Genomic DNA, 13,330 nt, shown 5'->3' on the forward strand with positions numbered 1-13,330 from the left:
GCATCCCGCCGCCGGGAAACGGAAAAGGCGCCGCGCCCCGTGGAGAGAACGGGGCGCGGCGCCTTCCGGGTCTCCCCCGGCGGGACGGCGTCAGGCGTACTGGGCGACGAGGCTGCGCGGGCGGATGTCGGTCCAGTGGGTGGTGACGTACTCCAGGGCCTCGGTCCTGCCGGTGGGCCCGTGGACGCTGGTCCAGCCGCCGGGGACGTCCGCGAAGGCCGGCCACAGGGAGTGCTGGCCCTCGTCGTTCACCACGACGTGGAAGGTGCCCTCGACGTTGTCGAACGGGTTGACGGAATCACTCATGACTGGCTCCTCATTTCCTTCTTCTGCAGGGCGGAGAGTTTCTCCGAGAGAATTCTTCCGATGTGCGCGAGCGGTTCGGGTCCGGCCATTTCGAGATGGCCGCATTCGACGGTGTGATTGTCGACGATTCCCTGGACGAACGGAATCCAGGTGGCGGCGAGGGCGCCCTCCGGCTCCCCCGGTCTGCGGGCGGTGAAGAACAGCACGTCGGTGTCGGCGACGCCCGGCACGTGCCGGGCCATGAGCCCGGCGTGGGTCTCGGAGGCGCGGAGCACCGCCCGCAGCTCGGCGTCGGAGAACCCGGCGAGGACGGGGTCCTCGCGGCGGATCCGGGCGATCGCCCCGCCGAGGTCCTCGGCGAGGTCTTCGGAGGGCGCCACGGCGAGGCCCTCGGGGGGCGCCCCGGCGGTCCGTTCCTCCGGCGGCAGGACGGAGACGCTGCCGGGCCCGGTCTGGTGGACGTCCATCAGGGCGAGGAGTTCGACGTGCTCGCCGGCCTCGCGGAGCCGTACCGCCATGGTGTGGGCGACGATGCCGCCGTACGACCAGCCGAGCAGCCGGTAGGGCCCCCAGGGCTGGATCCGGCGGATCCGCTCCAGGTAGTCGTCGGCCATCTCCTCGACCGAGCGCGGCCGGTGGCCGGGGTCGTGCAGGGCGCGGGCCTGGAGGGCGTAGAGCGGCTGGTCGTCGCCGAGGTGGCGGACGAGGCCCGCGTAGGCCCAGCCGACGCCGGTGCCGGGGTGGACGCAGAAGAGCGGGCGGCGGGTGCCCCGGGTGCCGAGCGGCAGCAGGACGCCCAGGGCACCGGCCGTGCCGTCCTCCCCCGTCCCCTCCCCGGAGGAGCCGAGGAGCCCGGCGGGGGTGGGCAGGCGGAAGAGGTCGCGGACGGTGCGCTCGACGCCCAGGACGCCGCGCATGCGGTGGACCAGGCGGACGCCGAGCAGGGAGTGGCCGCCCAGGGCGAAGAAGTTGTCGTCGATGCCGACCTCGGGCACGTCGAGGATCTCGGCGAACAGGGCGCACAGCACCTCCTCGCGCGCGTTGCGGGGCCGCCGTCCGCCCGCCGCCGGGGCGGGCCGGTGGGGAGCGGGCAGCGCGGCGCGGTCGGGTTTGCCGTTGACGGTCAGCGGCAGGGCGTCGAGGACGACGACCGCGGAGGGCACGAGGTGTTCGGGGAGCGTCGCGCGGGCCGCGGCGAGGAGTTCGGCCTCGGTGACGGTGCCGCCGGCGCGGGGGACGGCGTAGCCGACGAGGGTCCTGTCGCCGGGCCGGTCCTCGCGGACGACGGCCAGGGCCTGTCCGACGGCGGGGTGTTCGGCGAGCGCCCGCTCGACCTCGCCGGGCTCGATCCGTACCCCGCGCAGCTTGATCTGGCCGTCCGCGCGGCCGAGGAAGCGGAGTTCGCCGTCGGGGGTCCACAGGACGCGGTCGCCGGTGCGGTACATGCGGCTGCCGTCGTTCTCGAACGGATCGGGGACGAACCGCTCGGCGGTCGTGCCGGGGCGGCCGACGTAACCGCGGGCCACGTGCGCGCCCGCGACGTACAGCTCGCCGGGGACGCCGGGCGGCACGGGCCGCAGGGCGTCGTCGAGGACGTGGCTGCGGGTGTTGTCCATGGGCTGCCCGAGGTGGACGCCGGCGCCCCGCAGGGTGCGCTGTCCGGTGGTGAACCACTGGTTGTGGGAGGCGAAGGTGGTCTCGGTGGGTCCGTAGGAGTGGACGAGGACGGTGTCGGGGCAGTGCGTGAGGACCCGTTGGACGGCGGCCGGGGAGACGGCGTCCCCGCCGGTCCACACCTCGCGCAGCGACCGGAGGGTGTCCAGGCCCTCGTCGGCCATGACGTGGAAGAGGCCCGCGGTGAAGTAGGCGCCGGTGACGCCGTGCCGGTGGACGGCGCGGGCCGTCTCGGCGAGGTCGGTGCCGTCGCCGGGGGTGATCACGAGGCTGCCGCCGCCGAGCAGCGGCACCCAGGTCTCGAAGACGGAGGCGTCGAAGCCGGTCGCGGAGTGCACCAGCATCCGCCGGGGTCCGCCGACGGCGAGGTCGCGGTCGGCGGCGAGTTCGAGGACGTTGCGGTGGGTGACGCCGACGCCCTTGGGCCGGCCGGTCGAGCCGGAGGTGAACATCACGTACATCAGGTCGTCGCCGGTGGCGCGCGGGGCTTCGGACGCGTCCGGCGCCGGGTCGTGCCCGGCGGGCGCGTCGACGGCGAGTACGGCGGCGGGGAAGCCGTCCGGGAGGGCGGCGGCGTGCGCGGTGTCGGTCGCCACCAGGCGGGCCCCGGCGTCCTCGGTCATCAGCCGGATCCTGGCCTCCGGGAGGCGGGGGTCCAGCGGCAGGTAGGCGGCGCCGCACTTGAGGACGGCGAGCGCCGTCACCACCAGGGGCGCGCCCCGGTCGAGGAGGACGCCGACGGTGTCGCCCCGGCGCGCTCCGGCCGCGCGGAGGCGGGCGGCGAGCGCGTCGGCGCGGGCGTCGAGTCCGCCGTACGTGACGGTCTCGTCGTCGGTGACGAGGGCGGGGGCGCCGGGGGTGCGCGCGGCCCGGCGGGCGATCCGCCCGTGGACGGTGTCCGGCCCCTCGGGCAGGACGGTGGCGGTGTCGTTGTACGCGGCGCCGAGCCGGAGGCGGTCGGCGTCGGTGAGCAGGTCGACGTCCCCGATCCGTACGCCGGGGTCGGCCGCGGCGGCGCGCAGGGTGCGGTCCAGGTGGGCGGCGAACAGGGCGGCGGCGGGGGCGTCGAACAGGTCGGTGGCGTATTCGAGGCCGCCGGCCAGGCCGCCCGGGCCCCCGTCGGCGTCCCGCAGCTCCGTCAGGGCGAAGGTGAGGTCGAACTTGGTGGAGACCGTGTCGAGGAGGGCGGGGCCGCCCTCCCGGAAGAGGCCGCGCGTGGCGGCGGCGCCGGGGGCGTCGCGGGTGTAGTCGTGGTGGAGCTGGACGACGACCTGGGCCAGCGGGTGGTGGGCGGTGGTGCGGACGGGGTTGAGGTGTTCGACGACCCGGTCGAAGGGGAGCTCCTGGTGGGCGTAGGCGGCGAGGTCGGTGCGCCGGACCCGGTCGAGGAGTTCGGCGAAGGTGGGGTCGCCGGAGGTGTCGGTGCGCAGCACCAGGGTGTTGACGAAGAAGCCGACCAGGTCGCCGAGGTCCTCGTCGTCGCGTCCGGCGGTCATGGTGGCGAGCGGCAGGTCGGTGCCGGCGCCGTGCCGGGTGAGGACGGCGGCCAGGGCGGCCTGGAGGACCATGAGGAGGGTGGTGCCGCTGCGCCGGGCCAGGGCCTCCAGGGCCCGGTGGGTGTCGGGGTCGAGGGTGACGGGGGCGTGTCCGCCGCGGTGGGTGGCCTCGGCGGGCCGGGGCCGGGCGGCGGGCAGTTCGAGGACGGGCGGCGCGCCGGCGAGGGTCTCCTCCCAGAACTCCAGGTGGTCGCGGGCGGCGGGCCCGTCGGTCAGGTCCCGCTGCCAGAGGGTGTAGTCGGCGTACTGGACGGGCAGCGGCTCCCATCCGGGGGCGCGGCCCTCGGCGCGGGCGCGGTAGGCGGTGGTGAGGTCGGCGAGGAGGGGGCCGGTGGACCAGCCGTCGGCGGCGATGTGGTGGACGAGGAGGACGAGGACCTGTCCGTCGCCGTGCGGGCCGTCGTCCCCGGAGCTGAGCAGCGTGGCCCGCAGCGGGGTGTCCTCGGCCAGGTCGAAGACGTGTCCGGCGGCCCCGGCGACGGCCTCGGGGAGCCGCGCGGCGGGGACGGTCCGCACGTCGAGCGGGGGCCGGACCCCGGTCAGGACCTCCTGGTGGGGTTCGCCGTCGACGGACCGGTAGCGGGTGCGGAGCACCTCGTGGCGGTCGGAGAGGTCGGTGAGCGCCCGGGCGAGGACGTCCGCGTCGAGCGGCGCGGCCGGCCGCAGGACGAGGGGGATGTTGTAGGAGGCACCGGGGCCTTCGAGGGCGTCGACGAACCACAGGCGGCGCTGGGCGTACGAGAGGGGGAGCCGGGCGGGCCGGTCCGGGCGCGGGACGGGCCGGGACCGGACGCTCCCGCCGGCGCCGGTGCCGTCGGGGTCCGGGGCGGCCTCCCGGCCGGCGATGCGGCGGGCGAGGGCGTCGGGGGTGGGGGCGAGGAGGAGGTCGCGGACCTGTACGTCGGCGCCGAGGCGGGCGCGGATCCGGTTGGCGAGGCGCACGCCGCTCATGGAGTGGCCGCCGATGGTGAAGAACCCCTCGTGCGGGTCCACCCGGTCCAGGCCGAGGACTTCGGCGAACAGCTCACACAGGGTGTCGACGTGGGCCGGGGGCGGCTCCGCGCCGGCGTGCGCGGCGGCCAGGGCCTCCTCGGCTGCCGTCTCGGCGGCGCGGGCCGCGGTGCGGGCGCGCCGCCCGTCGAGGGCGAGCCGGTCGGCGGGGGTGACGAGCGCGGTGTCCGGGACGGGGTCGCCGGGCCGGTCGGCGGCGGTGCGCAGGGCGCGTTCCAGGGCGGTGAGGAGGAGCCGGGCGGTGTCCTCGTCGAGGACGTCCGTGGCGTACTCCAGGGCGATCCGCAGTCCGGCGGGGGCGCCGTCCGCGTCGCGGAGCTCCTCGCAGGCGGCGGTCAGGTCGAACTTGGTGGTGACGGGGCCGTCCGCGGCGAACCGGCCCCCGGCCCCGCCGAACCGGAAGGCCTCCTCGCCGGTCCCGGCGGTCCGCAGGGTGAGCATCACCTGGAACAGGGGGTGGACGCCGGGCGTGCGGGGCGGGTTGAGGTGTTCGACGAGGAGGTCGAAGGGGAGCCCCTGGTGGTCGAAGGCGGCGAGGACGGTGTCGCGGACCCGGCTCAGGAGGCCGGTGAAGGCGGGCTCGCCGGAGGTGTCGGCGGGCAGGACGAGCGTGTTGACGAAGAAGCCGACCAGGTCGTCGAGGGCCTCGTCGTCGCGTCCGGCGACGGGGGTGCCGACGGCGACGCGGTCCCCGGCGCCGGCCGCCCGCAGGGCGAGGGCGAGGGCGGCCTGGAGGACCATCAGGACACTGGCGTGGTGCTCCTCGGCGAGGCGGACGAGCCGGGCGTGGACGCCGGGTCCGAGGGCGGTGGTCACCTGGGCGCCCGCGTGGTCGCGGACGGCGGGCCGGGGGCGGTCGAGGGGCAGGTCGGTCGCCCCGGGCAGGCCGTCGAGGGCGGCCCGCCAGTGGGCCAGGCCCCGGGCCGTGAGGGAGTCGGGGTCGTCCGGGGTGCCGAGGAGGTCGTTCTGCCAGAGGGTGTAGTCGGCGTACTGGACGGGCAGCGGCTCCCGGTCGGGGGCGCGGCCCTCCGTACGGGCGGCGTGGGCCCGGGCCAGGTCGGTCATCAGGGGGGTGAGGGACCAGCCGTCGCCGGCGACGTGGTGGAGCAGGACGGCGAGGGTGGCGCCGGGGCCCTCGTCGGGCAGGAAGAGGGCGACGCGCAGGGGCAGTTCGCGGGAGAGGTCGAAGGTCTCGGCGGTGAAGGCGGCGACCCGGCCGGGGAGTTCGGCGGCGGGGCACTCGACGGTGCGGAGCCGGACGGCGCCGGGGGCCAGGACGTGCTGGTAGGGCTCGTCGCCGGGCGCGAGGAACACGGTGCGCAGCACCTCGTGCCGTTCGGCGAGGTCGGTGACGGCGGCGGCCAGGGCGGTGCGGTCGGGCGCCTCGTCCAGGTGGAGGACGACCGGCATGTTGTAGGCGGCGGACGGGCCGTCGAACTGGTTGACCAGCCAGAGGCGCCGCTGCGCGTGGGAGAGCGGCACCCGGTCCCCGGCCGGCAGGGGCTCCTCGTGGACGACGGGCAGGCGCGGGTCGGTGGTGCGCAGCCTCTTCCGGTCGATCTTGCCGGAGCTGGTGCGGGGCAGGGCGACGACGGTGCTGACGGCGGGCACGGCCGCGGGCGGCATCCGGTCGCGCACCCGGGCGCGCAGCTCCTCCGCTCCCGTGCCGCCCTCGGTGACGACGAAGGCGACGAGCCGCTTGACGCCCCCGTCGTCCTCCTGGGCGACGACGGCGGCCTCCCGGACGGCGGGGTGTCCGGCGAGGACGGAGTCGATCGCGGCGGGGTCGATGCGCTGGCCGCCGATCTTCACCTCGTCGTCGAGGCGCCCGTGGTAGAGGATCTGCCGGTCCTCGCCGACGGTGACGAGGTCGCCGGTGCGGTAGGCGCGCTCGCCGTCCAGGGTGGTGAAGCGGCGGGCGTTCAGCTCGGGGCGGTGCAGGTAGCCGCGGGTCAGTCCGCCGCCCAGGAGCCAGAGTTCACCGGCGACGACGGCGGCGCGGACGCCGGGCAGGGGACGGCCGATGGGGACGGGGCCGGACGCGTGCCGGGTGAGGTCGGCGACGGTGGCCACGACGGTGGTCTCGGTCGGGCCGTAGCCGTTGAGGAGCCGGATCCGGTCGCCGGCCAGGCCGCGCCACTGGGCGATCCGCTCGGGCAGGACGGCCTCGCCGTAGACGAGCACGGTGCGCAGGTGGTCCGGGAGGCGGACCGAGCCGGTGGTCAGGACGTGGACGAGCTCGTGCCAGTAGGCGGCGGGCAGGTCGAGGAGGGTGACGCCGTGGCGCTCGCAGCCGGCGAGGAGTTCGCCGACGTCGAGCATGTCGTCGGTGCGCAGGACGAGGGTGCCGCCCGCGCCGAGGGTCGGGAAGACCTCCTGGACGCTGGCGTCGAAGTGCAGCGGGCTGAACTGGAGGACCCGGGAGTCGGGACCGATGCCGTAGGCGGGGGTCGCTCCGGCGACGAAGTGGGCGAGGGAGTCGTGGGCGACGACGACGCCGTTGGGGGTGCCGGTGGAGCCGGAGGTGTAGATGACGTAGGCGGCGCCCGGCTCCGTACCGGGTCCGCCGAGGACGAGTTCGCCGTGCCGGGCGACCTCCGCCGGGGCGGGGGCCAGGTCGCCGCAGGCGTCCTTGAGGATGGCCGCGTTGCGGGCGTCGGGGGCCTGGACGTCGAGCGGCAGGTAGGCGGCGCCGGTGGTGAGGACGGCGAGGAGGCCGACGATCGCGTCGACGCCCCGGGGCCGGTGGAGGGCGACGAGCCGGCCGGGCCCCGCGCCCAGGGCGGCGAGCTCCCGGGCCCTTCCGTCCACGGCCGCGGCGAGCTGCGCGTACGTGAGCCGGGTGCCGGCGTGGACCAGGGCGGGGGCGTCGGGGCGGGTGCGCGCCTGATGGGCGATCAGGTCGAGCACGGGCGGGGCGGGGGCGGGAGAGGGTCCGCCGTCGAGCAGGTCGTCCGTTCCGCTGGGGGGCATGCTGGGTTCCTCCGGTAAGGGGCCGAGAGACCGGGGCGAACGGTTCCTCTCGCCTCCGTGCCCTTCACGCTAGGCGCGGCCCGCTCGCTCCCGGGGCAGTCGGCCCGGCAGCTCCGGGCGGCAGAAGGAGCCGCCCGGAGCTGCCGGTGCCGGGCCGTCAGCGGCCCTGGCGCGCCCCCGCCCGGGTGCGGCGCCGCAGCGCGGGGGCGGCGGGCGGGCGGGGCGCCGCCCTCCCCGCCGTACCGGCCGCACCCGCCGTGCCGGCTCCGCCCGGCGTACCGGCTCCGCCCGCCTTCCCCGCCGTGCCCGCCACGGGAGGCGCTTCGGCGAGGCGTCGGGCGAGGGAGGCCGCGGTGGGGTTGCGGAACACGTCCCGCAGGGTGAGGTCGCGGCCGAACTCGGCGCGGATCCGGTTGAGCAACCGGACCGCGAGGAGGGAGTGCCCGCCGGACTTGAAGAAGTTGTCGTCCCGGCCGAGGGTCCGGCCGCCGAGGACCCCGCGGAAGAGGGCGAGCAGCTCCTCCTCCCGGCCGCCCGGGGCCGCCGCGCCCGGCCCCTCCCCTGCCGGAACGAGGCCGGGGTGCTCGCCCGGGGCGGGCAGCTCGTCCACGACGACCACGCGGGCGGGGACCAGGTACTCGGGCAGCAGCTCGGCGGCCGAGGCCCGCAGCTCCGCCTCGCCGGCGCCCCCGGGGACGCGGGTGACGTACGCGTACAGCCGGTCGTCGCGGACGGCGACGCTCGCCCCCGTCACGCCGGGCCGGCCGGTGAGGACGGCCTCGACGCGGCCCGGCTCCACCGGATAGCCGCCCGCGGTGAGGACGGCGACGGGCCGGAGGGTGCCGTCGGCGGCCGGGAAGGCCCGCCGGCCGGTGGGCCGGTCACCGCCGCCGGGGACCGGCTCGTACACCTCGCCGGGCACCCGTACGGGTACGGGGCGCCCCTTCCCGTCCCGTACGGCCTCCGGTCCCGCGGGGGCGGCCGGGCCGTACGCGGGTCCGGACAGCGGGAGTCCGGGGTCGGCGGCGAAGGCGTCGAGGGTCTCGGCGAGGCGCCGGGCCAGGAGACGGGCGGTGTCCTCGTCGTAGAGGGCGGTGGTGTATTCGAGGGCGCCGCGCAGTCCGGCCGGGGCGCCGTCCGCGTCGGTGAGCTCGGTGAGCGCGAAGGTGAGGTCCGACTTGGCGCCGACGGCCCGGAACGCGAGCGGTTCGCCGTCCAGGACGTTCGGGGTGCCGGAGGCGGCGGTCGCGGCGTGGACCTGGAGCATCACCTGCACGAGCGGGGCGTGGGCGGCGGAGCGGTGCGGGCTGAGGTGCTCCACGAGCCGGTCGAAGGGGAGGTCCTGGTGGCTGTAGGCGGCGAGGTCCGCCTCGCGGACGCGGTGGACCAGGTCGGTGAAGGCGGGATCGCCGGAGGTGTCGGTGCGCAGCACCAGCGTGTTGACGAAGAAGCCGACGAGGGGGTGCAGCGCGTCGTCGGTGCGGCCGACGACGGTGGTCCCGATCGCGAGGTCGGTGCCGGCGCCGTGCCGGGTGAGGAGGGCGGCGAGGGCGGCCTGCACGACCATGAAGAGGGTGGCGCCGCTGCTCCGGGCGTGGCGCAGCAGGGCCCGGTGGGTGGCGGCGCTCACGTCGAGGGCGGTGAGCGCGCCGGCCCCGTCGCTCTCCGCCGGGCGCGGCCGGTCGGTGGGCAGGGCGAGCAGCGGCGGCAGCCCGTCGAGGGCGTCGCGCCAGTGGGCCAACTGCTCGCCCGCCAGGCCGCTTTCGCTCCCCCGTCCGTCGAGGAGGTCGCGCTGCCAGAGGGTGTAGTCGGCGTACTGGACGGGCAGCGGCTCCCAGTCGGGCGCGCGGCCCTCGGCGCGGGCGCGGTAGGCGGTGTCGAGGTCGGCGAGCAGGCACGGGGTGGACCAGCCGTCGCCCGCGATGTGGTGCAGGAGCAGCACCAGCACCTGGCCGCCGTCGGCGCCGGTCACGAGCCGGGCCCGGAAAGGGATCTCGCCGGCCGGGTCGAAGACGTGTCCGGCGGCCTCGTCGACGGCCGCCCGCAGCTCCTCGGGCCCGGCGGCCGCGACCTGTTCGAGGACGGGCACGGCGCCGTCGAGGACCTGCTGGTGGGGCTCGCCGTCGACGGAGCGGTAGACGGTGCGCAGCACCTCGTGGCGGGCGGCGACGTCCGCGAGGGCGGCGGCGAACACGGCCGGGTCGAGGGGGCGGCGGAGCCGGGTCACGACGGGGATGTTGTAGGTGGCGGACGGTCCTTCGAGCCGGTTCAGGAACCACAGCCGGCGCTGGGCGTAGGAGAGCGGGATCCGCTCGGGCCGCCGCTCCTCCGGCACGGGCCGCAGGACCGGGCGGGCGGGTCCGGCCCCCTGCCCCTGCTCGTCGAGCCGCCGCAGGAGCTGGCGCGGGGTCGGGGCGAGGAACACGTCGCGGAGGGCGGCCCGGAGGCCGAGGGCCTTGCGGATCCGGTTGGTGAGCTTGCCCGCGAGGAGGGAGTGTCCGCCGAGCTTGAAGAAGTTCTCGCCCGGCAGCACCTCCTCCCGGTCCAGGATCTCGGCGAACAGTCCCCGCAGGATCTCCTCGCGGGGGTCCGTGACGGCACGGGCCCCGTCCCGCGCCCCCTTTCCGACCGCGGTACGGCTCCGCTCGGCGGCGGCGATGGCCTCGTGGCGCCGGTCCAGGTCCCGGCGCTCCTCGTCGGTGACCAGGCGGACGGCGTCGAGGGGCGTGTCGGCGGGCCGCTCGGCGAGGGCGGTGAGGGCGCGGCGGAACAGGTCGAGCAGGAGGAGGGCGGTGTCCCGGTCGTAGAGCCCGGTCGCGTACTGGAGTCCGAGCAGCACGCCGCCCGGTGCGCCGTCGGGGTCGAGCGTCTCGGCGCAGTGGAAGCTCAGGTCGAACTTGGCGGTGGCCAGGTCGGCGCCGTCCAGGGTGCCGGGGATGCCGCCGAGGGCACGGGCCGTGTCCTGCGCCGCCCCGGCGGTCTGCGCGCTGACCATGACCTGGAAGAAGGGGTGGCGGCCGAGGGTCCGCTCGGGGTTCAGGTCCTCCACGAGCAGGTCGAACGGCAGGTCGTCGTGGGCGAAGGCCGCCAGATCGGCGTCCCGCACCCGCTCCACCAGTTCGCCGAGCGTCGGATCCCCCGAGAGGTCGGTGCGCAGCGCCAGCGTGTTCACGAAGAACCCGACCAGATCGTGCAGCGCCTCCTCCGGCCGCCCGGCCACCGGCGTCCCCACGACCAGATCGGACCCGGCCCCCGCCGCCCGCAGGGCCAGGGACAGCGCCGAGCGGACCACCATGAAGAACGTCGCCCGCTGCGCACGGGCGAGACCACCGAGCGCCTTGTGCACGCCGGCGTCGACCTCCGTGGTCACCACGTCGCCCCGCCGCTGCCCGGCTTCGGCCGACCGGGGCCGGTCGGCGGGCAGCCGCGTCTCCGCCGGGACGCCGTCGAGCGCCTCGCGCCAGAAGGCCAACCGGCTGCCCAGGAAGTCGTGTTCGGTAGCGAGGAGGTCCCGCTGCCAGAGGGTGTAGTCGGTGTACTGGACGGGCAGCGGCTCCCAGTCGGGAGCGCGGCCCTCGGCACGGGCGCGGCAGGCGGCGTCCAGGTCCGCGAGCAGGCAGTCCACCGACCACCCGTCCGTGGCGATGTGGTGGACGAGCAGCACCAGCACCGCCGTCCCGTCCTCCACCCCGAACAGCCTCACCCGCAGCGGGAGTTCGGCCGTCACGTCGATCGCCGTCCGGGCGTACCCCGTCGCCCGCGCCTTCGCCTCGCCGACGGGGACGCGGTCCTCGACCTCCACCCGCACCTCCGGGGCGTCGACGATCCGCTGGTACGGCTCGCCGTCCCGCGCCGGATACACCGTCCGCAGCACCTCGTGCCGCCCCACCACGTCCCGTACCGCGGCCTCCAGCACACCCGGATCGGGCATCGCCTCCAACCGGAGCACCACGGGCGCGTTGTACGCCGACGACGGACCTTCCAGCCGGCTCAGGAACCACAGCCGGCGCTGGGCGTAGGAGAGCGGGATCCGCTCGGGCCGCCGCTCCTCCGGCACGGGCCGCAGGACCGGGCGGGCGGGCCCGGTGTCCTGCTCGTCGAGCCGTCGCAGGAGCTGGCGCGGGGTCGGGGCGAGGAACACGTCGCGGAGGGCGGCCTGGAGCCCGAGGGCCCCGCGAACGCGGTTGGTGAGCTTTCCGGCGAGCAGGGAGTGCCCGCCGAGCTTGAAGAAGTTCTCCCCCGGCAGCACCTCGTCCTTGTCCAGGACCTCCGCGAACAGTCCGCGCAGGATCTCCTCCCGGGGGTCCGTGGCGGCGCGCGTCCGTTCGCCGTCGCGCGGTTCCTTCCCGGCACCGGCCCGTCGGTGCCGGGCGGCGGCGAGCGCCCGGTGGCGCCGGTCGAGCCCCCGGCGCTCCTCGTCGGTGAGCAGTTCCACCCGCTCCAGCGGCGTGCTGTCCGGCCGCTCGGCGAGGGCGCTCAACGCCCGCCGGAACAGGTCGAGCAGGAGGAGCGCGGTCTCCTCGTCGTACAGGTCGGTCGCGTACTGGAGCCCGAGCCCCAGCCCGTCCGGCGCGCCGTCCGGGCCGAACCGCTCCAGGCAGTCGAAGGAGAGGTCGAACTTGGCGGTGGCCAGGTCGGCCCCGTCGAGGACGGCCGGTATGCCGCCCAGGCGGTACGGGGCGTCCTGCGCGGTCCGTGCGCTGACCATGACCTGGAAGAAGGGGTGGCGGCCGAGGGTCCGCTCGGGGTTCAGGTCCTCCACGAGCAGGTCGAACGGCAGGTCGTCGTGGGCGAAGGCCGCCAGGTCCGCGTCCCGCACCCGCTCCACCAGTTCGCCGAGCGTCGGATCCCCCGAGAGGTCGGTGCGCAGCGCCAGCGTGTTCACGAAGAACCCGACCAGATCGTGCAGCGCCTCCTCGGGCCGCCCGGCCACCGGCGTCCCCACGACCAGATCGGACCCGGCCCCCGCCGCCCGCAGGGCGAGGGACAGCGCCGAGCGGACCACCATGAAGAACGTCGCCCGCCGGGCACGGGCGAGGCCGGTCAGGGCCTGGTGGGTCCCGGCGTCCAGGTCCAGGGAGACCACCGCGCCCCGCTGCCGGCCGGGCTCGGTCGGCCGGGGCCGGTCGGCGGGCAGCCGCGTCTCCGCCGGGACGCCGTCGAGCGCCTCGCGCCAGAAGGCCAGTTGTTCGTGGACGGTGCTGTCGGGGTCCTCGGGGTCGCCGAGCATGTCCCGCTGCCAGAGGGTGTAGTCGGCGTACTGGACGGGCAGCGGCTCCCAGTCGGGGGCACGCCCCTCGGCACGGGCGCGGCAGGCGGCGTCCAGGTCCGCGAGCAGGCAGCCCACCGACCACCCGTCCGTGGCGATGTGGTGGACGAGCAGCACCAGCACCGCCGTCCCGTCCTCCACCCCGAACAGCCTCACCCGCAGAGGGAGTTCGGCCGTCACGTCGATCGCCGTCCGGGCGAACTCCGTCGCCCGCGCCTCCACCTCCCCGCCGGGCACGCCCCGTTCGACCTCGAAGCACACCTCCGGGGCGTCGACGATCCGCTGGTACGGCTCGCCGTCCCGCGCCGGATACACCGTCCGCAGCACCTCGTGCCGCCCCACCACGTCCCGTACCGCGGCCTCCAGCACACCCGGATCGGGCATCGCCTCCAACCGGAGCACCACGGGCGCGTTGTACGCCGACGACGGACCTTCCAGCCGGCTCAGGAACCACAGCCGGCGCTGGGCGTAGGACAGGGGGATCACGATTGCTGCTCCTCGGGAGTGGCGGAGGCGGGTGGGTGAGCCGGTGGCGAGGTCG

3 protein-coding genes are annotated in these 13,330 nt (G+C 76.4%); all 3 read right to left on the minus strand.

Translation table 11 applies throughout. From position 1 onward, the window contains the following. Positions 1–90: 90 nt before the first annotated feature. A complete protein-coding gene (locus ACFYNX_RS02610) occupies positions 91–306 on the minus strand; it encodes an MbtH family protein (protein ID WP_365540457.1) in 216 nt (71 codons plus the stop codon). Further along, positions 303–7,520 carry an amino acid adenylation domain-containing protein gene (locus ACFYNX_RS02615; RefSeq protein WP_388656867.1) on the minus strand — a complete coding sequence of 2,406 codons (7,218 nt, stop codon included), beginning with the start codon at positions 7,518–7,520 and terminating at the stop codon, positions 303–305. The genes ACFYNX_RS02610 and ACFYNX_RS02615 overlap by 4 nt, the downstream gene beginning before the upstream one ends. Positions 7,521–7,677: 157 nt before the next feature. After that, on the minus strand, positions 7,678–13,275 hold the full coding sequence (locus ACFYNX_RS02620; RefSeq protein ID WP_388656869.1) for a condensation domain-containing protein: 5,598 nt from the start codon (positions 13,273–13,275) through the stop codon (positions 7,678–7,680). Positions 13,276–13,330: the final 55 nt, after the last annotated feature.

This window comes from Streptomyces sp. NPDC007872 (genome assembly GCF_042868165.1).
In the GTDB taxonomy this organism is placed as follows: Bacteria; Actinomycetota; Actinomycetes; order Streptomycetales; family Streptomycetaceae; genus Streptomyces.

What these genes read in the sequence shown, in the direction of transcription:
- ACFYNX_RS02610 (WP_365540457.1), bottom strand. Translation starts at nt 306, where the DNA reads ATGAGTGATTCCGTCAACCCGTTCGACAACGTCGAGGGCACCTTCCAC.
- ACFYNX_RS02615 (WP_388656867.1), bottom strand. Translation starts at nt 7,520, where the DNA reads ATGCCCCCCAGCGGAACGGACGACCTGCTCGACGGCGGACCCTCTCCC.